This is a genomic window from Planococcus sp. CAU13, assembly GCF_000775575.1.
In the GTDB taxonomy this organism is placed as follows: Bacteria; Bacillota; Bacilli; order Bacillales_A; family Planococcaceae; genus Planococcus.
The window spans coordinates 1-25,273 of the sequence record NZ_JRGN01000047.1 but is presented as its reverse complement, the minus strand read 5'-3'; the positions used below and the strand labels follow the sequence as shown (position 1 = coordinate 25,273).

At 38.3% G+C, this 25,273-nt stretch carries 24 protein-coding genes and 1 other annotated feature; of the genes, 1 reads left to right on the top strand and 23 read right to left on the bottom strand.

Annotated features, from left to right (window positions below; genetic code table 11):
- Positions 1-148: 148 nt before the first annotated feature.
- The 12 genes from KW93_RS16845 to KW93_RS01740 all read right to left on the bottom strand — a co-directional run bounded on the left by KW93_RS16845 (position 149) and on the right by KW93_RS01740 (position 11,867).
- Positions 149-829 (bottom strand): hypothetical protein, encoded by a 681-nt coding sequence (locus tag KW93_RS16845; protein WP_052131419.1) that lies wholly within the window; start codon positions 827-829, stop codon positions 149-151.
- A gap of 196 nt (positions 830-1,025) precedes the next feature.
- A complete protein-coding gene (locus tag KW93_RS01795) occupies positions 1,026-1,715 on the bottom strand; it encodes a hypothetical protein (RefSeq protein WP_033541245.1) in 690 nt (229 codons plus the stop codon).
- Positions 1,716-1,792: 77 nt separating this feature from the next.
- Positions 1,793-3,163, bottom strand: coding sequence for an MATE family efflux transporter (locus KW93_RS01790; protein ID WP_052131418.1), 1,371 nt, complete (start codon positions 3,161-3,163; stop codon positions 1,793-1,795).
- 179 nt (positions 3,164-3,342) lie between these two features.
- Positions 3,343-3,999, bottom strand: coding sequence for a potassium channel family protein (locus tag KW93_RS01785; protein ID WP_033541244.1), 657 nt, complete (start codon positions 3,997-3,999; stop codon positions 3,343-3,345).
- Positions 4,000-4,348: 349 nt separating this feature from the next.
- On the bottom strand, positions 4,349-4,903 hold the full coding sequence (locus tag KW93_RS01780) for a TetR/AcrR family transcriptional regulator (RefSeq protein ID WP_033541243.1): 555 nt from the start codon (positions 4,901-4,903) through the stop codon (positions 4,349-4,351).
- A 510-nt stretch (positions 4,904-5,413) separates the two neighbouring features.
- The gene (locus KW93_RS01775) at positions 5,414-5,797 is read right to left on the bottom strand and encodes a winged helix-turn-helix transcriptional regulator (RefSeq protein WP_033541242.1); all 384 of its coding nucleotides are present in this window, start codon (positions 5,795-5,797) and stop codon (positions 5,414-5,416) included.
- Positions 5,798-6,012: 215 nt separating this feature from the next.
- Positions 6,013-6,786, bottom strand: coding sequence for an SDR family NAD(P)-dependent oxidoreductase (locus tag KW93_RS01770; protein ID WP_033541241.1), 774 nt, complete (start codon positions 6,784-6,786; stop codon positions 6,013-6,015).
- Positions 6,787-6,836: 50 nt separating this feature from the next.
- A complete protein-coding gene (locus KW93_RS01765; protein WP_033541240.1) occupies positions 6,837-7,403 on the bottom strand; it encodes a TetR/AcrR family transcriptional regulator in 567 nt (188 codons plus the stop codon).
- A gap of 735 nt (positions 7,404-8,138) precedes the next feature.
- Positions 8,139-8,651, bottom strand: a complete 513-nt coding sequence (locus KW93_RS01755) for a type 1 glutamine amidotransferase domain-containing protein (RefSeq protein ID WP_033541238.1) — start codon at positions 8,649-8,651, stop codon at positions 8,139-8,141.
- A 431-nt stretch (positions 8,652-9,082) separates the two neighbouring features.
- Positions 9,083-10,333: a tyrosine--tRNA ligase gene (tyrS, locus tag KW93_RS01750; protein ID WP_033541237.1), complete on the bottom strand. Its 1,251-nt coding sequence runs from the start codon at positions 10,331-10,333 to the stop codon at positions 9,083-9,085.
- A 46-nt stretch (positions 10,334-10,379) separates the two neighbouring features.
- Positions 10,380-10,593: a binding site (T-box leader), on the bottom strand.
- Positions 10,594-10,610: 17 nt separating this feature from the next.
- Positions 10,611-10,973, bottom strand: a complete 363-nt coding sequence (locus KW93_RS01745) for a MarR family winged helix-turn-helix transcriptional regulator (RefSeq protein ID WP_235318339.1) — start codon at positions 10,971-10,973, stop codon at positions 10,611-10,613.
- A 408-nt stretch (positions 10,974-11,381) separates the two neighbouring features.
- Positions 11,382-11,867, bottom strand: a complete 486-nt coding sequence (locus tag KW93_RS01740; RefSeq protein WP_033541235.1) for a hypothetical protein — start codon at positions 11,865-11,867, stop codon at positions 11,382-11,384.
- Between the two features lie 403 nt (positions 11,868-12,270).
- Between KW93_RS01740 and KW93_RS01735 the strand changes: the two genes are divergently transcribed.
- Positions 12,271-12,849: a DUF7010 family protein gene (locus tag KW93_RS01735; protein WP_033541234.1), complete on the top strand. Its 579-nt coding sequence runs from the start codon at positions 12,271-12,273 to the stop codon at positions 12,847-12,849.
- A 1,849-nt stretch (positions 12,850-14,698) separates the two neighbouring features.
- On the opposite strand, the gene KW93_RS01725 is transcribed toward KW93_RS01735, so the two are convergent.
- The 11 genes from KW93_RS01725 to KW93_RS17710 all read right to left on the bottom strand — a co-directional run bounded on the left by KW93_RS01725 (position 14,699) and on the right by KW93_RS17710 (position 25,246).
- The gene (locus tag KW93_RS01725; protein ID WP_200883313.1) at positions 14,699-16,501 is read right to left on the bottom strand and encodes an ABC transporter ATP-binding protein; all 1,803 of its coding nucleotides are present in this window, start codon (positions 16,499-16,501) and stop codon (positions 14,699-14,701) included.
- Between the two features lie 184 nt (positions 16,502-16,685).
- Positions 16,686-18,455: a sensor histidine kinase gene (locus tag KW93_RS01720; RefSeq protein ID WP_033541232.1), complete on the bottom strand. Its 1,770-nt coding sequence runs from the start codon at positions 18,453-18,455 to the stop codon at positions 16,686-16,688.
- Entirely contained in the window at positions 18,452-19,132 is a 681-nt protein-coding gene (locus KW93_RS01715; protein ID WP_152602405.1) for a response regulator transcription factor, read from the bottom strand. The genes KW93_RS01720 and KW93_RS01715 overlap by 4 nt, the downstream gene beginning before the upstream one ends.
- Before the next feature lie 176 nt (positions 19,133-19,308).
- Positions 19,309-19,797, bottom strand: a complete 489-nt coding sequence (locus KW93_RS01710; protein WP_033541230.1) for a DedA family protein — start codon at positions 19,795-19,797, stop codon at positions 19,309-19,311.
- Positions 19,797-20,321, bottom strand: a complete 525-nt coding sequence (gene pssA / locus KW93_RS01705) for a CDP-diacylglycerol--serine O-phosphatidyltransferase (protein WP_033541229.1) — start codon at positions 20,319-20,321, stop codon at positions 19,797-19,799. Before pssA ends, KW93_RS01710 begins: the two co-directional genes overlap by 1 nt.
- A 232-nt stretch (positions 20,322-20,553) precedes the next feature.
- Positions 20,554-22,122, bottom strand: coding sequence for a serine hydrolase domain-containing protein (locus KW93_RS01700; RefSeq protein WP_033541228.1), 1,569 nt, complete (start codon positions 22,120-22,122; stop codon positions 20,554-20,556).
- 213 nt (positions 22,123-22,335) lie between these two features.
- Positions 22,336-22,803, bottom strand: a complete 468-nt coding sequence (locus KW93_RS01695) for a GNAT family N-acetyltransferase (protein WP_033541227.1) — start codon at positions 22,801-22,803, stop codon at positions 22,336-22,338.
- Positions 22,804-22,876: 73 nt separating this feature from the next.
- The gene (locus tag KW93_RS01690; protein WP_033541226.1) at positions 22,877-23,464 is read right to left on the bottom strand and encodes a GNAT family N-acetyltransferase; all 588 of its coding nucleotides are present in this window, start codon (positions 23,462-23,464) and stop codon (positions 22,877-22,879) included.
- A gap of 11 nt (positions 23,465-23,475) precedes the next feature.
- On the bottom strand, positions 23,476-24,369 hold the full coding sequence (locus tag KW93_RS01685) for a GNAT family N-acetyltransferase (RefSeq protein ID WP_052131429.1): 894 nt from the start codon (positions 24,367-24,369) through the stop codon (positions 23,476-23,478).
- Between the two features lie 180 nt (positions 24,370-24,549).
- Entirely contained in the window at positions 24,550-25,023 is a 474-nt protein-coding gene (locus KW93_RS16740) for a hypothetical protein (protein WP_235318338.1), read from the bottom strand.
- Between the two features lie 82 nt (positions 25,024-25,105).
- Positions 25,106-25,246, bottom strand: coding sequence for a GNAT family N-acetyltransferase (locus KW93_RS17710; RefSeq protein ID WP_235318342.1), 141 nt, complete (start codon positions 25,244-25,246; stop codon positions 25,106-25,108).
- Positions 25,247-25,273: the final 27 nt, after the last annotated feature.

Below are 25,273 nucleotides of genomic sequence, written 5' to 3'. Positions count from 1 at the left end.
ACTGCCCTCGCCTCTTAGACTTTTTTATCCGATTACAGATAGAGAGCAGAACATTACCTTTATGGATAATGTTCTGCTCTCTTTGTTCGACTTCAGCAGCCAACGATATTTATTTCAATATATTTATTCCATGCATTTTAGGGATTCCTTAAGATTTTAAATCATTGTATAGTTCTTTACGTTGACCAGTAACATTTCCATCATAAACGTCAAAAACCTTTAATTCATTTTCATTCGCGGATAAAAAAATGCCTGTTTCAAAATCAGTTGCTTTTTCCTTAAAAAACAGCCCTTTCACCCCTTTATCCACATAATATGTCAAAGAATATCCTCCATCAGTTTCTTTTAAAGATGCTTTTTTTCCTCTTTCATAATTCCAGTCTTCATAAGAAAATGCCAGGCTTTGAGAAATAATGTGCAACTCAATTTCAGGAAACTTTTTTAACAGATAATTTACTGTCGACCCATGAAAAATCTCCTGCCACCGGCTCTCCGTAGTCCCCGTTAATACCAACTGTGTAATCTGCAGCTTATCTTTTACAGTTTCAAAAGCCTCTTGAAATCCTTTTTCTGAATTGTAAGGGCATAGAGAAAAACTGTCAGCGCCGAAATAGATGCTCATTTTCTTACTTTCAGCCAATACAAAGTCTACTTCGTCGGCATTATTTATTTCTTCATCACTGGAGATGGCAAAATATACATGGAATGGACATTTAAAGGCTTTTGCTAACATAGCCCCTCTTTGAATAGTGCTGGGACTATACGAATCTGATTCTAAAAGAATTAAGATATTTTCTTCGTGTTTTTGTGAAACAAGAATATTTTCCATTAAGAACACTCCTTCTCATCCTTCTTAAATTTGACTGGACTGATCAGCATTCTGGTTCCTTCTTGATCTACTGCTAGTTATGAACTTCAAGTTATCGTTCATGAGTTTGGTAACTTTTCTGTTGCACTTCTATAAATATAGGATTGGGTAAATGCTTATCTCAATTAATCTTTTTTCATTCAAAAATTGAAGGGTATTACTGTAGCCCTTCCACTTTTATCCGTTCACAAAATTCATGTTGACACCGAATAATAATGCCGTCATGGACAATATATACCGTGACCTCATCTTCGTACGGAGAAATGAAAATACCAGATTTTAATGGAGCTGCTTTTTCTTTAAAAAAGATTCCTTCTATCCCCTTTGTTTCCTGGAAGCTTAAGGCATAATTATCCTTGTTTTTTTCGATAAAGGCTGTTCTGCCCTTCTCAAAATCCCACTGTTCGTAGGAAAAGATTAATTCATCTGAAACGGCATGCAATTCCAGATCGGAATGACTTTTCATTAAATGGTTTACAGTCGAACCATGCGAAAGTTCTTCCCATCGACTTTCAATATTTTCTATGAATACCAGTTGAGTTATCTTCAATTCTGCTTTAATGGATTTAAAAACATACCGAAAGTCTTTTTCAGAATAATAGGTGCTTACAAGAAAACTTGCTGCTTCAAAGTACATACTCAGCTTTTTGCTTTCCGACAAAACAAAACCCAGTTGTTCCTTTTGTTTTTTGTCTTTATAGGTAGGTTTACTGAACCACACATGGAATGCACAGCCCAAAGCTTCAGCTAACCTGGCACCACGTTGGATTGCGCAAGCATTATATGAATCGATATCCAAGTAAACAAGTACTGCTTCATTGCGTTTTTTATGAAGCATGTTTCCCATATGACTACACCACTTTCGTCAATAGAAGTAATTCGCCAGTTTTGAAAAAGAGCTTTTACTGGTATTTCCTGCATATACTATCTTTCTTCTGCTATTGGCGGATTTAAATGGTTGTGTGCTATGCCGTTCCTTTTTTTCTGGTAATAAAAGATTGTCATCAAAACAATAAACTCTGAAACAGGAATAGCGAGCCATGCACCTGTCACACCGAAAGCAACCGGAAGAATACTCAAGAGAATCAGCAACAGGATAATTTCTCTCGCTGCTGTAATCCAAACCGCCATGCGGATTTTGCCCGTCGACTGGTAATAAGTCATCATGACGAAGTTGATGCCCATAAACAGATAAGCGATAAAGAACAAACGGATTCCCGGTATTGCCAATTCGACGACCGATTCCGGAAAGTCACCGAATATGCTGACGATATAGGAAGAAAAGAATTGTCCGAAAAGAAAGAATGCAGCGCCTGCAATAAATACAGTGACATTTGCCAACCTAACGGTCTTTCTCATTCTTTCCTTATTTCTTGAACCATTATAGTAACTGACCAATGGTTGGATCGCTGAACCCATGCCGAGAAAAGCCATGAGCATGACACCGTGCACATAATTCAGAATGGCAAATGCCGACACTCCTTCTGTACCTGCCAAACGCTCAAATACGTTGTTATGTGCGAGGGTGAAAACAGACATTCCCACTTCGGCTAAAAAGCTTGGGAACCCAATTACGATAATGATGATCAAAAGCTTACGATCAAATGTAAACTTGACGAACCGCAAGTTATTATCTTTTTTAAAGAAATGGATGAGCAGCACGAATGTCCCTACAAATGCTGATATCAATGTAGCTGCAGCTGCGCCCGATACCCCATAATCAAGGATATACAAGAATACGTAATTTAAGATGATATTCAGCACCGATGTTGTAACCAAAGCCATCATAGACAAGTTCGGGCTTCCATCATTTCTGACCATGACGCTGAGTGTGTTTTCAATTGTAAATACGAATCCAAACAACAAGATTAAATACAAATAATCGGCGACATATGGATATGTCTCTTCATTCGCCCCGAGTAAATAGGCAAGCTCTGTGCGGAACGGGAAAGCCACAAGACCGATGAGCAATGTAACGGCGGCAATGGTGGCAAGTGCAAGTGAGAAGACAGTACGTGCTTCATCAGTCCGTTTCGCACCCATTAGCGTTGAATACCTGGTGGCCGCTCCGACCCCGATCCATAGCGATACAGCAACAAAAAGTGTATAAACCGGAGAGGCTATTCCGACGCCCCCCAGCGCCACTGACCCCAAACGGTTCCCGACCATAATTCCATCTGCCACTACATTTATAGCCATCAGCAACATGCCGATTGTCGAAGGAATCAAGTAGCGGGCAAACGATTTTCCAACTGAATCTGTTTCTAAACGGTTTAGTGATCCCTGCTTTTTCATATTTTATATTCCTTTCTGATTTCAATAAAATCTTTGAATAGTTTATAGTTTCATTAGTTGAACTTGAGTCAGACGGTCCAAGAGAAAACATTTTAATGTTATTCAAGATAAACTGCGATTTTGCTTTAAAAAGTTTCTTTAGCCCTAATTAAAATCATTAGAAACCTCCAACTTACTTTTTAAAGTCCTTTTCTCTCAAACTGTTTCAAGTCATCGCGATGTCCTATCACAACAAGAACATCCCCTTTCTGTACTTCATCATCAGGCATAGGTGCAATATTCACATTTTCTCCTCTTTTTATAGCTAAAATCATACATCTGTACTTAGCAGTGATATTCAACTCCTTCAGAGTCTTATTCAGCATTTTTAGCGAAGCTTCCCACTCGATAATGCTGTAATCTTCTGAGAGGTCGATGTAATCAATTATCTTTTCCGAATCCATATGATGTGCAACCCGGATTCCCATTTCAAATTCAGGTTGAATAACCAAATCGGCTCCCACTTTTTCAAGGACCATTTGGTGCTGCAAGTCTCTGGCTTTCACCCACACGATCGGCACTCCGATTTCCTTTAATATCAAAGTAGCCAGTACACTTGCTTGCAGATTTTCTCCAATTGCTACAACAGCGTGATCAAAATTATTGACTCCCAGATCCTGAAGACTGGCTTCGTCCGTTGCATCTGCAATTGCTGAATACGTGACGTAATCCTTAACAGCATCAACGTGTTCCGGAATCAAGTCAATTGCTAAAACTTCGTGTCCAATCTTGTATAACTCCTTACAAATGCTGCTCCCAAACCTTCCGAGCCCAATTACGAGGAATTGTTTCTTCAAACTGGTCCCTCATTTCTTTTTTAACTTATAAAAACCTGGAGTTGCCATAAGAAAATCTATGAGTACTTGAATAAACTTAAATTTCATATGGTTCGCGGTGAGAACTTATGACATTTCCACCATGTAAAATATAAATTCTGATTTCATCATCAATGGGAGCTATAAAAACTCCCGATTCAAATTCAGCAGCTCTTTTTTAAGAAAAAAACTTTTACCATTTTTCTTCACGATAGCTAAGAAAATAACCATTTTCGTATTCTTCGCCTTCCTGAAAACAATAAAACTTTTTTTGTTTCGAAAGTTTTATAAGCTTGAAAAAATACTGGCTAGTGAAAGCCAGTGTATTCCTCTATTTTTCTTTTACCAACCCATGCAGCAGCAACTCAGTGATAGCTTCCACTGCTTCTTTAACGGAAATGCTATGATCGGAGAAGAACTTTAGATCCAGAGTAATATTAATTGCATCCATTATTATTTTCATTAACAACTCTATATTTTGTTCCTTAATCAGACCAGTTTCCATTCCTTCTTCCAGCAACTTTTTCAAATTATCCCATTGATGTATTTCCCGATCAATTCGTTCCCATTGTTCCGGATAATAGCGTTTCAACTGTTCCAAAATACGCAGATCGTAAAAATCATTATGTTCAGGCATAATAGTGATAGTCTGACGAATTTTCTCTTTTAGACCAAGCGATTGATCTTCAATAATTTGATTGGAACGTTCATCAAATTCAGATAAAGTTAGGTCGATTATGGATTCCAAGATTTCTAATTTGGAAGAAAAATGCTCATAAAGTGTCCGTTTACTGATGCCCAATCGCTTTGCTAAGTCATCCATTGTAAATTTAATTCCATTGACTCGAGTTTCTTCTATAAAGGCTCGGATGATTCGAGATTTCATTTAAACACTCCATTCTAAAAACTAATTATACAATAATAGTTTTTATAGTACAACTAAAAATGTGTCTAGCTTATTGTTTTTCAACTCTCTCAAAGCGTTCGTAAAAGTACACGTACAGACACTGGAATAGGAAAGAAGCTATTATGCTCCTTCCCTTCCGGTAATTCCTCATATGCAAACTATGTAAATACCAGTTTTCCTTATTTCATTATGAAAGGGATGGGAAAATAAAATCAGATTTTCCAGCTTTTAAAAAAACCTATCGTACCGGCCCTTTTATAGCGCTCATTATGCCGGACTCTTTTTCAATATAAATCCATTCAAAGATTTATTGACTATATTATCTGATAGTTCAACTTCTGTAACTCTAATTTAGCAGATCGAGTGCTGGATTCAAAAACTTCCTAAAAGCAGGCTTTCTTATTTAAATTTTAGTATACATCTTCTCGAATTCAGTTTCCAATGGCCTCCCTGGTTTTGAATTTAAACGTAATATAATTTTTAGTCGCACTATTTATCTTTCGGTTCACTCTCAGCTATCAATTGAACAATTCTAATTCTTCCCCATTCATACATCATCTCTATGACAGGCAGAAGAGTAAACCCGACTTCTGTCAGATGATATTCAACTTGCGGTGGAGAAACAGGATACACTTTCCGGGCAATTAACCCATCTTTCATCAGCTCTTTTAGTTGATTGGATAATGTTTTATGGGAAATATCCGTAAATAAACGTTCCAAATCGCTGTATCTGGTAGCGCCGTCAACCCCTAAATGATATAGGATAACGACTTTCCATTTACCGCTGATCATTGACAATGTAAACTCTTTAGCACAGTGATAATCACCATTTTCTAACCTTTTTCTGATACTGTCTCTAAGCGTTTCGGCCATTTTAATAACGTCCCTTCTTTGGATAACACTTAATTGGATACTCTGTACAAGAGTTTAGCATAAAAATGAACAGAGTTAGCAATAGGAAAATGCACCACCTCTTCCTATATTGAAGAGGTGGTGCATTTTTACAATTGCTTTGTTTGGCAAGAACAAAGGTGTAATTATTTTACTAATAAATTTCTTGGCAAGTAAATTTAAAAGTCAATCAGCAGTTATTCAGCCCACTTCGCCAATCCAGCAGGACTCGTACCCGCCATGTAGCCACCGTCAACAATAATGTTTTGGCCTGTCAGGTACAAACAGTCATCCGCAGACAAAGCATGAATAATAGCGGCAGCCTCTTCCGGCTCCATGAACCGTCCTAAAGGCCAAGCGTATTTTGCAATCTTACGTTCAGTGTCAACACCTTCTGCGTAAAGCATCGGTGTATTCATAGAACCCGGGGAGATACAATTGCAGCGCAAGCCGCGATGGGCTTGTTCCAAAGCCACAGTCTTCGTCAAGTTTGTGATGGCTGCTTTAGTAGGTCCATAAGCACCATATCCCGGCAAGGGCGAGATATCGCCAAGTGAGCTGGTGTTAACGATGGCTGATTTATCCGGCATCAGCGGCAATGCATATTTAATTGTATGGACTGTACCAAAGTAGTTAACATCCATTACTCTGCGTATATCTTTCATTTCCAATTCTTCTACAGGAATTTCAGGAGTTATGATGCCCGCACAGTTAACCAGAATATCAATGCGTCCGTGTTTTTCCTTGATGTTTTCCATCATCGCCTTAACTGCCATTTCATCAGTAACGTCAAGCTGATGGAATTCGCACTTGCCTGGAAGACTGTCGGCAACTTCCTGCCCACGTTCCGCCTTGATATCTGTACCGATTACATAAGCGCCCGCGTTTACAAAACGGCGCAATACACTTTCCCCCATGCCTTGGGCAGAACCCACTACTAAAGCCACTTTACCAGTTAAATCAAAATACATTCCAAACACTCCTTTTAATTTTTTTGTATATTACAATCTAGCCTGTTTCACTATTTAGTACAACTGATACCTTTCCAGAATATCTCAAATGAAACATCCAGTGAATGTTCATAAGATAAGCCGGTATTGTAAAAAAGATGGACTAGCAAACCATCAAAAAGCGTGACATAACCAAGGGTACATTCTTCTGTTCCTGAAGTGAAAGCTTCTTTTTCAAACACTTTTCTCACTTCATCCTTGAATACATTGAAGTTGGTCAAATACCGGGAAGCCACAAATGTGTCGATTTCCGAAGGCGGTGAATACGACATTAAATGAAGAAACACGACAGTGACATCTTCACTTGTCCGTCTTTTCATTTCCTTTAAAAATCGATAAAGCAACTCCTTGGCAGTAAGATCTGGCTGACCATTGAAATATGCTTGGAGAAATTTCATTTCTTCTTCAATCACTTCGTTGTAGAGTTCCGTAAACAAGTCTCTTTTGCTTGGATAATGGTAGGAAATGGACTGTTTTCTCATCCCTGCCTCTGCAGCAACCTGAGCCATTTTGACCCCTTCATACCCGTACCGGTGGAACTGATTGATCGCCGCCTGCTTAATTGATTGCTTCGACATATTTACCTCCGTATTTCACTGATTTTCTATTTACAATCAAGTGAACCATATAAATAACCAGAAGTACAACGTAAAATCAGAGTTGCGATGATATAGATAACTTGATAGGAACCAGTCGCAAATTCAATAAAATTCTGATAATCAACAACGTTTTTTTTGTCGGACTTGGTCGCCAATAACTTTGCGAACTGTCGCGTTAGTATTGCAGACAGGGTGAAAATGCCTGTTGCTGATCCTACTTGTCCTGCTCCTTCTCCTAACGCCGTTACAAATAAAGGCAAGAGCGGTAAAAGCATTTCAAAATCAAAAAGACCGAGGCATTAGCAATCCCGACAAAGATGAATGAAAATGACCAAGTTTTATTGCTTGCGGTTTCATTTCGAACTTCCTCTTAAATAATGTGTTCTTAAAGCAACTTTCACAGTATATATCTGACTCAAGTCAGTTGTCAATTCTATTGTATCAGATTTTCTATTTAATTTGTTTTGACTATGGTCAGTTTTGGAGAAATTAATTCCTGTTATGTTGGGAGGGAAAAAGCAATGGTTGTTGCTTCTTCGTTCCTGCTCTCAGTTTTAAAATAAGCAGTGAAAGCTTGGATACAGGTTTCTCCTCCTTCAACTTTGTTGACTGACAGGTAACATATCATCACTTTACCGGAAGCTGCATAAATAAAAGAAAGGAGAAAAGAGGAGGTGCTGCACCCCATCTTCTCTCCTTTTTGTATGGCTGAAATTAAGCTTCTAAAAGTTTAAGTGACTCGCGGTTAAATGCTTCCAAGTCATCCGGTGTACGGCTTGTAACAAGGTTGCGGTCTACAATAACTTCTGCATCCTTAACAATTGCCCCTGCATTTTTTAGATCCTTGCGAACTGATACAAAACTTGTCAGCTCATAACCTTCAATGAGATCTGTATCAATCAGGAACTGAGGACCGTGGCAGATTGAGAACACTGGCTTCTGTTCTTTAATAAAGTGGGCAGCAAACTCCGCATTTTTCGGATTAATTCTTAAAAGATCAGGAGAGAATCCGCCGGGAACTAAAAGTGCATCGTAATCTTCTGGAGAAACTTCATTAAGATTCTTCTCAATTTTGAATGTCCCGCCTTTATTTCCTGTAATTTCCATAGGTCCGTCAGCGTTAAGAAGTTCCACACTATGACCTGCTTCTTCCAAATGTTGAACCGGGTTAGTCAATTCAATATCCTCTACTCTATTAGTTACTAAAATTGCTACTTTCTTTGACATGTAACCATTCCTTTCTATTTTATACTCCCTATACTCTATAAGGGAATAAGGAGAAAGAAAAGAACGCACTTTTTTCATAGGTTCTTACATTATGGTTAGTATTGAGTCTTGCAGGGCCACAACGGCCATAATATTTTTTAAAATTTTTTGCTGATTATAAAGAAGTAAATAAGTTAGGCAAATAAAAAGGCATTTGTCTCTAGCATAATTTTTATGTTCTTTACTATGAACTAACCAAAACAGCCGTTAGATTACAATTTATATGGCCTGTTCCTCTTAAACAAGAGTCTGCCGCCAATATCTTCATATTTCTAAATGACATTTCTAAATTTTGAGTACTTACAGTGGTATTAGTATGGCTAAAACTATTTCCAAAAGGACCAGCTTTATCGAAGCTGTTTATCTGCGAACACTTAAACATCAATCTTTTGTTATGAATCAAAAACGATTTTAACGAATTTTCTTTTGCCCACCTGAATGATTGTTTCGTTTGCAAGCTGCACAATTGCTGCAGGATCAAGTATTTTCTGACTGTTCACTTGTATCCCTCCGTTATCAACCATGCGACGGGCTTCACTTTTAGAGCTCATCAGCTTCAGCTCAACTAATAGATTAATAATCAGAACTTGCTGTTCTCCACGCCATAATACTTCATCAATTTGGTCAGGCAGCTGTTTTCTTTGGAATACATTTTTGAAATGTTCTTCTGCTTTTTCCGCTGCTTCCGCGTCGTGGTACATCCGGACAATCGTTTTAGCCAATAGCATTTTTGCATCTCTTGGATGCAGTTTGCCTGATATGATCTCCTTTTTGATAATATTCAATCGTTCAGGCGTAAAGTCGGTGACAAGATCGAAGTATTTGGTCATCAATTCGTCCGGGATGGACATCGATTTTCCGTACATCTCTTCCGGCTTTTCATCAATGCCGATGTAGTTCTTCTTCGATTTGGACATTTTCTCCACGCCGTCAAGCCCTTCGAGCAGCGGCATGAGCAACGCTACCTGCTTATCTTTTCCGGACTTTTCCTGGAAATGCCGTCCCATCAAAATATTGAAATGCTGATCAGTTCCGCCGAGTTCGATATCGCATTCCAGCACGACAGAATCATATCCCTGCATTACCGGGTAGAAGAATTCATGAAGTGAAATCGGTTTTCCCTGAGCAGTTCGTTCTTCGAAATCGTCTCTTTCCATCAACCGGGCCACCGTAATTTTCCCGGCCAATTGAATGACATCTTCAAAGTTCAGCTTTGATAGCCAGGTGGAATTGTAGTGAAGTTCAATTTTGTCCATATCCATCACTTTGCCAAACTGTTCGAAATAGGTTTTGGCATTATGCTTCACTTCTTCATCCGTCAACGGCTTTCTGGCAACAGACTTCCCTGTAGGATCGCCGATCTTTCCGGTAAAATCACCGATTAGCAATTGAATGATATGGCCATTTTCCTGAAACTGCCTCATTTTTTTCAATACGACGGTATGGCCAAGATGGACATCCGGAGCAGAAGGATCCAATCCCAATTTGATTTTGAGCGGCCGGTTTTCCAGTATTGATTTGGTTACTTTCTTTTCCAGGTCTTCCATCGGAATAATGTCCTGTACGCCTTGTTTATAAATTCCCATTTGCCTCTTTACTTCATTCGCTTGTTCTTCTGAAAGTTGTTTCACCAGTTCATTCATTTTCCATTCCTCCAAATTAGAATATAAAAAGACCACATCCCTATAAAAAAGGGACGTGGTCTTGCACGCGGTACCACCCTTGTTGAAGAATTTCTTCTTCCACTCAACGAATAACGGCTCGTCCGTCCGTGTTACATAACTCAATAACACAGAAAGCTCCGGAAATGTAATTCGTGTTACCTGTGTGCCGATTCACACCAACCATCGACTCTCTGATACAGGGAGATAATCACTACTGGATTTTCCTTCAATGCTTTTTCTTTATTCAGTGAAATAATTAAAAATCATTTGCTTTGATCACTTTCCGGATCAACGCAGAGACTTGTTTTTGCTCAGCCACAGAAAGGATGGAAACAATTTGGGCTTCCCCTTTATGGAACTTGGGATATAAATCTTCCATAACTCTTCTTCCCTTATCGGTTATGGTCACATATGTCATTCTTCGATCCCGAACACCTGTTTTCCGGTAACAGAGCTCTTTGCGTTCCAGGGTTTTTGTAATGTTAGTTACAGTCGGCTTCGTCACGCCTGCCAACTCCGCTAACTTCTTTGTTTCAATAGATTCTTCTATCCATAAATCATATAACATCGAAAATGAGGTCCAGGATAACCCGTAATCAGCAAGCACTTCCCGGTCCATTTTATTTCTTATTCCTTGTGCCAATCTATATATATTCGTTACAACAGCAATGGCATCCAAATCCAGCGATTCGATCGGGATTTCCATCAAACGATTGATTGTTTTCTTTTCTTCAGGGAGCAGTTGCCCTTCTTCATTGAATGAATGGATAGTAACTACCCCCTTTAACTCCCTAATCGTTAGCTATGAAACGATATTAACAGGAAGTGAAAGAAGATGCAATAAATTAATTTTTGTAACAATGATATAAAATAATTTTCAATAGATAAAGGAAGAAGAGAAGCAATAATTATCACTTTTCTCCTTCCTCTAATCTTGGGATATGTAAGCTACTTAGTTTTGTCGTGGTTCTAGTTAGCTTCGATAAATTAATACTCTAAATACAAAAGTATGGAATAACTATAGTATTTAAGGGTTTTCCTTAATGGTTTTTTCAACATAACTAAGAAGACTAGTGTAGGGAGAGTTCCCTTTCAAGAATTGCACTACCACATCTAAAGGCAGTATGACTTTATCTCTTTTTTTAGAATACAGAAGGGTTCCAGAAGTATTATCTATTCCACCAAAATTGGAAGAATAATTGCGTACAGACCTGGACTCATACCATTGAAAGTCCTGTTTGATATTAGTCCTGATAACCTCACCAATATAAGCACCTATACGAACCATAATATTTTCGAAATGCTTATCCAACAATTCAGTGCCATGCTCCGTATTTAATAATCTGTATATATACTCATCAATATAACGAACGCTTTCAATAGTAAAATCTAAATTTTTTTTAGTAAGGTTCTCTTGATCCCAGGAATCTTCTGATACATCCAAGTACATAAACTTGGCAATGTTTTTTAAATCATCTTTTATTAATTTTGTTCTATATAAGAAACCAAACATAAGAATATTTCTCCTTTATCAATTATCATTTATCGTAGTTATCTTAATTATATTTCACACTTATATTTACATTGAGAAAAGCCGTTCGTAAAAGTACACTTTCACAGACAAATAAGAAGGCAATCTGCTAATTAACGCATATCCTCTTCCCCCTCTTTCTTTTAATCAGCTTCCGATAATTTGTCAAAAATACCTATTGCTATTATTTCCTTTTTGTAAATAGTTTCCTCAATTATATCTTACACGAGCATTTTGAATTATTATAAAACTACAGCCTAAAGAAATTACTGAAAATGCAGCTTATTAGTGGGGAACACCTATTTCTAAAAGCAAAAGATTGATAGCAAAGAGGGCATCCTTCAAATGTAAGTCTACTGAATAATCCAAGCTAGGAGAGTGTAATATGGTGACTGCTAAACAGAAAGTGACGCGGGTTTCGAATGATCAAAAAGAAATGAGATCTGCATTTTTAGGGGGTTTTTCCGGGCAGTTAATTTCCGGCCTGATTTGGTTGGCTGCTGCTGGTGTCAGTGTACTGATCTCAGAGCAGTATGGAATGGCCTTCTTATTTTTTGGCTGCATGGCCATTTTCCCTCTCACCCAATTAACCCTTAGGATGATGGGACGAAGTGCTAAAGTGAGTCAAGAAAACGGGTTATGGGCATTGGGATCCCAGATTGCGTTTACCGTCCCGCTCAACTTTCTTCTAGTTGGGGCAATTATCCTTTATCAGCCCTTATGGTTTTTCCCGGCTGCCACAATTGTGGTCGGAACGCACTACTTGCCCTTCATAACCCTATATGGAATGAGAATGTTTGGGGTATTGGCAGTCTTGTTGATTTTCTGCGGTGCAGGATTGGCGTTATACGGACCGCCTATTTTCAGCTTAGGGGGATGGCTGACAGGAGCAATTCTAATCCTTTTTGCATTAATCGGACGGGCAATCGTACTAAGCGAAGAGAAGTCTATTGGAGAAAGTTAAATCAGCAGGAATGCATAACTTGAAATATGCAATACGCCGTGTTTTATGAAAGCCTGGTTGGAATTTCGGCAAGCAGCCGTAAGGATGTTTTTGGCAAATTAAATGTAATCGGGATAGCTGCATAGAGAATTTCAACTCACTTTCAGTATGGCCGTATTGAATGTCTTACTGGAAAAAAAGAACGATGCAAAGCCTCTAGCCTCTATCTCGGGAACAATTCTCCGAGGCAGATTTATGCTTCTTAAAGGCGATTATATCTATTAAGTTGTAGATGTATTTTTTAAAATGCACAAGTATTGGGAATACATACCTTATCGGCCTTTTCTCCCCCTTTGGATTTGTATAGCTTCCTAGTAAATTCATAATATGTAAACTCCAATCAATTATGCCGAAACTCTATTTTAGTAAATAAACAGAAAAGATAGTTTAATAATCTTACACTTTTACAAATGAAAAGGGCGAAGATATGCTTTGATTAGCACCTTCTACCCCTTATTTCTTTATCGTTGCAATAAGTTAAACTAGTTTAGGATTTCTCATTTATCTGATCTAATTATTTTTCGTCAAAAGCTTATAAGATATTGATGTTCCTAGACTAATTAAAAATACAATGGCAATTATCCCTAAATACAAAAAAATGTTTTCTTTAATTGGGAATCCGTCGAAAGTTACGTAAAACAGAGGTTCTAAGAAAAGAAATATACTTGTTAAACTAATTTGAATCAATAAGAAAGTAAAAGAAATCAATAGAATTTTATTTATTACATTCTCATTGCCAGAAGTAATTCTTAAAAAATTCCGCTTAATTGCAGTCATACCCTTCCCCATTTGAGCGAATTTTTTTTGTATTCTGTTAATTATTATACTGTTTCTGCAGCAACTTATATACACTCATTTCTCAATTTTTACCTATTGAGAAAGCAGTCTTTGAGACGAGCAAGTTCAAGAAGGATTTAAATAAAAACTGAAAATAGTAATGTGGATCCTCTGTTCACTAACTATTAATAAAACATACCTTTACTCTCTAATGCTTTGGATGCAAGGCATTTTTTCTAGTTAAGAGTATTTGATTTCAGGGAAATAAAACCTTTCGTGAAAGTACACTTATACAAAAAAAAGGAAGAAAAGCAGCGATATCTTTTGCTCCTTTCCTTCCTATAATGGATTATATGTAAACTGAATCAGCACTTAAACTCGTCTATAAACAATTTATAGCCATATTGAATGGAAAAATCTTAAACTTCATGGTTTTAGAAAAAAATGAAACTCTAATGAAAATAACCAAGTAACTCTTCTGGAAAGCTTTATTACAAAAAACAAGGAAATTCCTGACGAAAGTTTGACTCTTGCTGTATACTCTTGGATTGGACTTTTTATTTTTTTCATGATATTTCTTGGATTTGTTGTAAGCATGATTGGTAACCTTTTTATCAAACATCATTATAAATATTAAGTTTCTATACCGGAACTAGGAGAAGTTTTCATCCTTTCTATGTTAAACGAGGAAATATGTATTTGTTCGGCTGATGCTAATATAAATCTTAAAGCAAGCGACCAAGAGTCATTCTTAATTGAAAAAAACACTATAATTAAACATCCTCTAGTAAAAGAAAAGATTTCAAAGCCGGAAAAGTCTTTTTTTAGAAAGCTGATAGACTAAGTATTTAAGGATATAAAAATGATCCGATATTGAAAATGCATGCTAATACAAAAGGAGAGAAAGCGCCACTATATGAGCGTTCTCTCTCCTTTTATATAGGTCTTAAACTTCGATAATCCCTCATATGTAAATTGCATTGTATATAAGTAGCTCTCATGTGACATGAAAAGCTTTGTCTATATACAAATGCTAATCTGTAGCGGCATGCTGAGTAGGGTCTTGATTATGTTGAAACTGTTTTTTCGTCCATTCCGTATAGGTGGGATGGGTTTTAAGCAGTTCATAGTGACGTCCTACGCCAGTAATTTGTCCAAATTCAAGTACGATAATTTTATCGGCATTCATTATGGTCGAGAGCCTATGGGCAATAACAACTGTTGTACAGTTACTCATCAAGTGCTGCAAAGCTTTCTGAACTTGGTGTTCAGAGTCACTGTCTAGACTGGCGGTCGCTTCGTCCAGGAGCAAAATATCCGGTTTGCGCAACAGCGCTCGGGCTATGGCAATGCGCTGCTTTTGGCCACCCGATAGTCGAAGTCCTCTTTCACCAACTTCCGTATCGTAGCCTTCCGGCAAGGATCCAATAAAATGGTGAGCATAAGCCTGTTTACTCGCCTCAATCATAACCTCTTCAGTGACTTCTTCTGCGTGACCGTAGACTATATTTTCTCGAATCGTTCCATGAACAAGGGGACTTTCTTGGGATACATAACCGATTTTGCTTCGGAACGATGCTATATCGAAGTCTTCGATTAGCTGGTTCCCATAGGTGATTTGTCCTTTTATCGGCGAGTAGAACCGTTCAATTAGTGAGAAGACTGTCGTTTTGCCACTACCGCTCGGTCCTACAAGAGCGGTAACCTGTCCGGCGCCAAGAGATAAATTAATCTTTTTAAGAACTGGTTCTTTTTTGGAATAGGCAAATTCCACATCGGAAAAAACTAAATTCTGTCGCTTATCCGGCATGCGAAGACCTCTCCCTCTTGGTTGACTTTCGCTATCGGCTTCAAGAATCGGCTTTAAGCGATCCACGGCTCCCGAGACCTTTTTCAAGTTCGAATAAAACGTAGCGAAAGTATTTATAGGAAGTATAATCTGGAATAGAAGCAAAACGAACGATACGAGTACCCCTGTGCTTAAAGCACCCGAAGAGACTCGCATTCCACCATAAGCGACGACAGCCGTAAGCAGCACTATCATAATCATTGACATAAGTGGTGAGAGAATAGCGTAAATTTTTGATTCTTTCATGCTGAGTTGGAAGAGATTGTCTATTTTTTCGAATCCGTTTTTTTCTTCGCGCTGTTCGGCATTCGAGTATTTCACAAGCCGCATTTCTCCAATAACCTGAGTCAATACGGAGGCAAACTGTCCTAACTGTTCATACATTTTCATTGAAATGTCATACATTTTTGTACCAATGGGCATAACGATGGCAGCCCCAAGTGGAGCGGCAAGCAAGACGACAAGTGTCAAGCGCCAGTCCAACCAGAACAGAATTGCCAAGGCACCGATCACTGTCAGCAAATTAGAGAAAAAAGAAATTAGATGTTCGGTGATAAGCGTTCGGATTTCGTCCGTGTCACGGCTAATTCGGCTCATCACGTCCGCCGATCGATGCCGATCGAAGAAGTGAATCGGTAAAGAGAGTGTTTTGCTCCATAGGCGCTTCCGTAACATCGTAACCGTTCGATTTCCTGCATAGGCGAGCATGTAATAGGAAACCCCAGAGGTCACGGCTTCCAAGACGAATACACTGATCAGTAAAGCGATCAACCACCCGCTAATTCCTATGGTGCTAAAACGATCAATGAAAATCCCCGTCATAACCGGCCAAATGAGACCTATCAACGAAGATACTACACTCAATAAGGCTGCACCACTCAATATTTTTTTCGGCATTCCTGTAGCAGTCAAAAGCTTGTATAAATAGTGGAGTGTTGATTTGTTCACACGTCCCACAGGTTCTTCTTTTTCAAACATCGTTTCCATTTTTTCAATCCCTCCAAATAGTTGTATACTTAGTTATAGTTTTTAATTAGCTTTAATAAACTTGGATTTATTTGCGACGGAGTACTTAAGGTTCTACGTAAATGCACATTTCGTGTTCCTATATGCGCTGAAGCAACATCGAATCCAAGGAATAGCTCCGTCTTCATTTGGGGTACCGGGCAGATTATTTACGGAACTTTAACGTGAACGTCACGCCATCATCCTTATTCTCCGCCTTGTACTCACATTCATGAAGCTCTAAAATTCGCTTGACAATGGCAAGACCTAACCCAGTTCCACCAAATTTTCGGTCCCGCGAGACTTCTGCACGGAAGAAACGCTCCCATATCCTGTTTAAAAAAGCATCAGGTATTCTTTCCCCTTTATTGTGTACAGAATAAGTAACGTTATTATCGTTTTCGGAAACAACAATTACAATAGTACTGTCGAATTCGGCATGGCGTATGGCATTCGTCATCAAGTTCTGCACCACTTGCTCCATCTTTCCAGCATCAGCCACAATTTCCTGTTCCTTATTCCGAACCACCCGTGCAGTAAGACGTTTCTTTTCCATTTGATGCACCAGTTTCTGGAGGGTATCTTCAGTTATTTCACTAAGTAGCACTGGAGACTTGTATAGTTTGACAGCTGGCGACTCAAGATGAAGCAAATCCAGCATATCTTGAACAAGCCGTTCCATTTTTTCACTTTCTTCCAAAATGACGTTTATATAATGTTCTTTTTTGGCCGTGTTAATTCCATCTCGTATACCCTCGGCAAATCCCCGGACAATGCTGATTGGTGTCTTTAATTCATGGGAGGCGTTGGCGAAGAAATCCTTTTGTAACTGCTCCAATTCCTTATTCTGCTTAATTTCGCTTTTCAATCTCTCGTTGGCCTTGTTTAGTTCCTCCAATGTCAACTCAAGTTTGCTAGACATTTCAAACAAGGTATTCGAAAGACTGCCCAGCTCATCTTTACGCTGTACCAGTTCTCCCTCTGAAAAATCCAAGTTTTTTATTTTCTCTGCTCTCTTGTTCAACAACAGGAGTGGGCGTGTCACCATCCGCGAGTATACCGTGGAAAGTAGAAGAATTAATACGAGCCCGCCTGCTCCAAGGTAAGCATATAATACTCGTAGGGCACTATTGGTTTCCTTGATTTCTTGCAAAGAGGTGACAAGAAAGAGGAGTTCTATTTCTCCTCCACTGTTTCGCACGGGCTGTATGATGACCCCACTCCTGCTTCCACTAAAAGAATCAAGCCACTTCAACTCAACAGGTTTCATGGAGTTCAACTGATCTATATAAGATTTAGATAAGGGAAAAAATTCATCCATGGCCAGGTAAAGGATTCCTAGCCGACGACCTACGTTGTTCAGATTGGGTAAGCTGACTTTCTCTACCATTCCTCTGACTCGATTGTTTTCGGGGACATCCACATCGACTTCTTCAAAATCCTTTACACCCGCATTGCTTCCATCGGAATTTTGAAGAAAATATGGATAAAAGGTGTTACTGTCCTGACCATCTCCAAATTCCCCATGCATCACAATCTCTTGTCCAGCTGAAATCTCTAATTGTTCAAATTCCTGCCTGTAGGCACTAACAATAAAATACAGCGAGATGTTGATTGATGTGCCGTCATTCTGCATAACTTGCATGCGAAACGGATCATTGGCCGTTATATTTCCTTCAAAATCTGTCAATGTAAAGTTTGTACCAGATTTAGCTAACCTCCGCATGATGGTCGAATCCGATTCCCAAATTCCTGTTGGATCGTCTTGATAAATCGAAGCAAGTGATGCCGCGTCTTGTTCGAGCTTTTGAATTTTCCTCTGTTCATAAAATTCAGGAAAAACCATTAGCTGTGCTAATAGAACGAGTACGTAAAAAAGAATGAATATAGCAGAAGTGGACATAAAAAGTTTGAATGTAATTCCAAACTTCTTCATGGGGCTTCCTCATAGATATAGCCGATACCAAAAACAGTCCGAATGTTGTTTGCTGCCTGGCACATTTTCCCTCGGAGTTTTTTAATATGTGTGTCAACGACTCGAATATCCCCTTCATAGTCCATTCCCCAGACATGGCCTAATATTGTTTCCCTAGACAGCACGATTCCTTTGTTACGCAGCAACATCTGCAAGATATCATACTCTTTGGGCGTTAAATCAAATGTTTCCTCCCCTTTTTCTAATTGCCTGCTCCGGGTATTCAGCAACACGTCAAATCCTAATACAATATGAGGGTTCGAGAACAGCTGGCCATTGACTCTTTTCATCAATACTTCCGCTTTGGAAACCAGGACTTTAGGACTGAATGGCTTAGTCACATAATCATCTGCTCCGAGTTCATAACCTTGAATTTGGCGTTCATCCCCCGATACAGCAGTGAGGATGATAATTGGAACATCGGATTGACGTCGTATCTGTCTACACACCTCCCAACCGTCCATTTCCGGCATCATCAGATCGAGAATCACCAAATCCGGAATTTCATTTTCATACATGTAGAGCCCTTCCCTGCCATTTTCTGCCTGGCAAACAATCCATTCTTTGGAATCAAAATAATCCGAAATCAGCTCTCGGATACGTTGTTCATCTTCAACAATTAGAACCTTATGCGTCAAAGCATTACACATCCTTCCTTGCTTTTAAATATTATCTTTTCATTTGCGTTTCCATTTGTTCTCCCAAAGGATATTCTTGACTCTTTTACACTGTTCTGTACTTCTTCATTCTTTAAAGATCTCTGTGAATAATTTTGTTCTATTGAATTTCTTTCTTCATTATAAGAGAGTTCAACTTAAACAGTCACATGCCCAAGAACTCTTCCTGTCACGATAAAAATTAAACACCATATCAAAGCGCCAATAGAAGAATAGATAATGTACTTATTGAAGGACATACGGCTGATTCCAGACAGGTAGCAGGTGATGTGTCGAATTCCTGGAATAAAGTAACCGATCACAATGGATATTGGTCCATATTTATTCATCCACTTTTCGGCCTTAGCAATACGCGATGGTTTTAAACCTACCCATTTTCCGTAACGTTCCAAGAAAGGGCGTCCAGCCTTTTTGCCAATAAAGTAGCTAAGTATCATTCCACTCATAGCTCCAGTAAAGCTAAAAAACAGAGCGTAAGAAAACTTCATTGTACCAATTGAGGTCAAGTATCCAACCGTTGTCATCAGCACCTCATCCGGTATCGGAAGTCCGATAATTCCAAGTGTCAACAACATGTATATCGCAGCATAACCATAATCCGATAGAAACGGTAAAATGGTTTCCATTAATAATCCTCCTTAACTTCTAATTCAATGTTCTTTAGACTCGGAAACCAAAGCCGACTAATCATAAGAAATGAAATTAGCAACGATCCAATCGCCGTTGCATAGGGATTCAATAAAGTGATAAATAGCATCAGTGTCGCCGCCAATGGCATCGGCATACCTATAAAGCTTGTTGATGGGTGCACTGAGATGTTAAAACGTGCCAATCGCAATGCGCTACAGCAGACATAAATCAGACAGCAGAAAACTCCAAAGAAATGGATTTCATGAACCGATCCAAAATAAGCCAACATTGCAGGTGCAACCCCAAATGTCACCATATCAGCTAACGAATCAAGCTCCTTACCCAATGCAGATTCGGCATTCAATTTTCTAGCACTATAGCCATCAATAAAGTCGAAGAATAAACCCAGTCCAATCAACATTGCTGCTGTTGAGTACTCCTTATTGGATATGAAGAGAATTGCCATAAACCCCAGCAACAAATTTCCCATGGTTAGTGTCGACGGTATTATTTTTTTCATGATTATCACTCCAAATTGTTTACTTGCTATCCTGCTTATCTTTTTGGCAGCCTGAAACCATTATAGTTTGGAGTTGTGTTTTTCTTGTGTTCTTTGTTAATTTATTTACGCTACATTTAAGCGAACAAAAGGAAGGAAAGAAGCTATAGCTAACACTTCTGCCCTTCCTATAATTGGTCATATGTAAACTAACATTATTTCTATCAATTTAGATAATCTAGATGGACTTATCTTACCTTCCAACCTTTTCGAACTTCCAATTATCTTGAATAATCAAGATTTTTCGTTTTTCTATTTCTTGTATTTCTAGTAATCCCTGTTCTTCTGTATAAAAAAAGTTACCGAACAATGGCTGACAGAATAGTTGTTGATCTTCATCCAGCATAAACAGTTGGTCTTTTATTACTTTAAGACCATATGAAACTGAACCATTGGAATACGTTCCTTCTAAAGAAGACTCACTTGTTCTTGGTTGAGAAATCAATTCTTTTTCAACACGTTTGCAGAACTGTCCATCCAGCACGATATAATCGACTTCGTCTCTCTCACCTAATACAAAACCAACAGTAGCAATTGGATTTCCTTCAGTGTCTTTAGCAAAATAGAGATTTTCCTCATAAGCATGCAAGGTCATTTCTTTGCCATTCAGTTGCATTTTTAGCTGTTGACCGTCAATGAAGATGTGCGCAAGCCCATTAAGATTTCCCAAATAATAGCCTGTGTATTGTTTCCAAATCAAGCTATTGGGTGTCATAGATTTTGGTTGAATGTGGATTGGATCGACTTCCAGCAGCTTATCCATGATGTCATAAGCAAGATCGATTCCATAATCTTGGTTGGACATGGTCACTATCGCCATTTTTTTCTCAGGTGCAGCCAAGATAAAACTAGTATATGTTCCTATAGCTCCGCCATGACGAAGGGTCTGAACTCCGTTATATTCTTCCGTAATAAAGGATAATCCACAACCAAGCTGATGCAGGTTATAGCGGCTTACTTGCAATTTTTGCATTTCGTTAACGGCTGAAGCAGAAAGAAGCGATTGATTGCCTAGTTGTCCAGCATTCAAGTGCATAAGTAGGAATTTAGCATAATCTTCTGCTGTAGACATCGCAAACCAAGAAGGATAGTTAGCCACGTTTTCATAAAATGGCCTTACAACTTTTTCGCCCTTCTCTGTTCGTTCATGGCCTAAAGCCACCGGGAATGTCATTGCCAGAAGCGGATCATATACCGTACGAGACATGCCTATAGGATTAAACAAGACTTCCTGCATAAACTCTGGAAAGTACTTTTCAGTCACGAATTCAGCAACATATCCAGCGATATTAAACCCATGATTGCTGTAGGAAAAGATAAGACCGGGGGGAGCAATCAACGATAATTGCGGAACATCATTTTGTATATAGTATTTTAAAGCATCCAAATTACGACTTCCTACTATGTCAGTGCCGTCTGGCAGCCCGGCGGTATGACTTAAAAGCATTCTAAGTGTAATTTTATTTGAAGCTGCTTGATCTTTTAGAGTAAAGAAAGGAACATATTCTTTAATCGGAATGTCTAAGTTCAAGATTCCCTGATCGACCAGTACCATGATTGCAGTTGCTGTTAAAGGCTTACTTAATGAGCCAATTCGAAATAGGGTATTCTCTGTGACAGGAATACCTCCCTCTTCCTTGTTCGTTACTCCAAATCCTTTAGAGTAAACGACTTCCTGTCCTTGCACAATCGCCATTGAAAATCCTGGGATTGACTGAGAAACCATTTGTTCATTAATTTGCTTTTCTATCGCAGAAAACATATCTTCACTCTCTTTCTTTATTGTATGGGGAACCGATTAAGCATCGATCTATATTTGGATTATTACAGTCGTTATAAAAGGTTACCACTTGTCCCTCATTCTTTAACAAAGATGAAAAAATCTTTCCTTGTCAAAGTTCTCTACTAAATTTTTTATAAATATCCCATTGAATGTAACTTACTTAGCAGTCTTTACATTCATCAGCTAAATAAATTAGATTCTTTTCCCCATTGACGTTGACTGCACTAGGTAGCCAAGTTTCTCATAAAGTTTATGAGCACTAGGATTTGTACCAAACACATTCAATCCCATAGAGGTGATCCCAGCACTTTTCATGGTTTCTTCTAATTCCTCCAATACGAAGGTAGCGAACCCTTTCTTTCTAAACTCTTCCTTGATTAAAATATGATAGATATAAGCTTTGTTGCTATCGGTTTGGATATTGTACCAGATCACTCCAATTGTTTTATCTTCGTCAATTGAATAAATATTGTAAACTAATTGACCTTCTGATTTTTGTTTATTTGGGAGTAACTTGTCCATTAAATCTTTTGATTCTTTCATTGCCTTTTCTAATGGAATCATAAAGTTTTCCGATAAGTCTATAGCGTAATCAGGTATAAAATAGGCCAAATATTGATCAAATTCTTCTTCTGTCATTTGTTGCAGTTTAGTTTTCATAGTATACCTTCCTCAGATTTCGTTATATTTCAAGAATATAACACTTAATATCACTGCAAATTATCAGTGGAAATTACACATTTTTTATCCAGTCTGATTTAGATAATATATAGTGGTTGTAAATTTCATTATCAATGGTTTGCTGACCTTTTAGGGCAAAATCACATTTCCTAATAACTTTGTTTGAAGAAACATTGTTAATTAGAGCAACCGCATTGAGAGATTCTATATCTGTATGAGTAAATAAAAAATCTATTAACCCTTTAGAAGCTTTGGTAGCATACCCATTATTTTGAAATTCACTTGAAATGGCATACATAATTTCTCTGTTCGGTGGAGGCAATTCCTCTTTAATCCCTGTACAACACCATCCAATAAATTCATCTGTTCCCTTGAGAAATACCCCTAATTTCAAAAAATGTCCATCGATGCTTGATGTAGCTGCAATGGCTTCAAGAGACGCGTGATTTGCTGGTATTTCGTAATTGGTCAACCAATGAAGCCTTTGTTCTTTCGTTGATCTCCAGTCTGGCAGAAAGTTAAAGATTTCGGGTTGGCTGGAGATTTGATAGATTTGATCGGCATCTTCAACGGAAAACTCTTGAAGGTATATCTCTTCGCATTCTATTCTAAATAAACTCCCAGGTGTATTAGTTTTCATCTCATTTCCCCTCATCGTTCATATTTTTTCTTATTAAGTTGCTTCTCCATCGTCTGGTAATAGACCTCAAGCAACTTTTCAACTGGAATGTGATCGATGGTCATTCCGGTTACATCACTGTCTGTAATTTTGACGTTCCGTAAATCACTGTTCCTTATTTCTGTTCCCTGCAAGTTACATCGTTCAAAGGAAATGGGTTCACCCACTTCTTCAAGATGAGTATCTGTAAAACGGACACCATTTAAAGTGACAAATCTAAACCTGCTTTGGGAAAAGTTTAAATCTGCGTATAGAGAACGGCTAAGATTAAGATTCTGGAACTTGGAACCACTAAGGTTGCAGTTATTGAAGTTTGTATTCATCAAGTTGCTGTTGCCAAAAGAACTTCCCGCTAAACTGACTTGATAGCACTCCAGCTCTTCCATATGGCATTCCTCGTACTGTTTGTTCGATAGGTCTTCATTTCTGACTCTATTGTCTTTTTCTAATGAAAGTTCTTTTCTTTTGATATAACCGTACTCACCTCGTGTTCTATAGGTATTTTCATATCCCTTCTTTTCATAGAACTGATGGTTATTCACTTGGCTGCTGGAAGTCTCGAGATCCCATGTGTGAACCGCCGGAAATTCCTCTTCAATCAAATCCATCGCTCTTGATCCAATTTTCTTACCTTGATAGGTGGGATCAATGAAAATCCGATCGATTCTTCCAAAAGTCTTGCCAGTTAACGTTACGATTACGCCACCCACTATACCTTCTTCATACCTAATTTTGTAATACGCTAGCTCTTCGATCATGTATTTCGTCATTTCAATGGAATCATAGCCGGGTGGCTGGAGATTGTTGTCTACAACTTCAGAGATTGGCAACCAGCGTCTGGCTTCTATATCAAATGTTCTTTTCATAATTTCGGTCAGTTTCTCAGCATCCAGAATACCGGCTTTTTCGATAGTGACGTTCAAGTGGTCTTCCCCCTCTATGTTCTTTCCATAAGTTAGTAACTCATTAATTTTATTCCTAATTTTAAATGTTTGTGAAATAGCAAGATAACTTTAAATTTAATATTTGACTGCACCATTTAAGTCTTAAGCATGGGAGGTTAATGGAAACAAAAAAGGGCTTGTGAGATTTTTTAATAACGGGCGGACGAACAAAAGATTATCACTCTCTGTTATTAACTCTGTATGAATGTTTTTACCAACATAATCGGGTGTGAAATAGAACTTGATTATCTCTATATTGGCAGAAACAATTCCAGTTAAAATTCTTTCTACTTCAATTCTTTTTTTGCTGATTACATCAAAAATATGAAGTACATGATTCTTCTGTTTAAAAATGACGATCATTTCCTCCTCGATATAATAAACAGCGTCATTGAATGCGAGGATAAAGTAAAACATTAAGAGATGCTCGTTGTTTTTCAGACCCAGTATCGAAGACACAGGCATGCTTTCAGCCGCGAACTCCCTCATTAGTGCTAGATCCGTCTTGTTATAAATGTCTAACTTGCGTAGGGTGAAATTTTTAGTCAGTGGCTTATTTAAATCTGAAGTCTTCATGCTGAAACTGCTTTCTTGAACTGGCTCAAACCCAAACTTAGGGTAAAAGTCGAGCACTGTCTCATTGGCAAATAAGTAAAAATCAATCATAGTTCTTTTCATATTTTTCAATGATATGATTCATCAGCTTGGCTGCCAGACCTTGATGACGATAAGCTGGATGTGTCATCACCGTCCCTACTTGAATTGCGTTGTATTCCTTCCCATCAGAGACGACGACCATCTTATTGACAGAAGCATTCGCAATGAC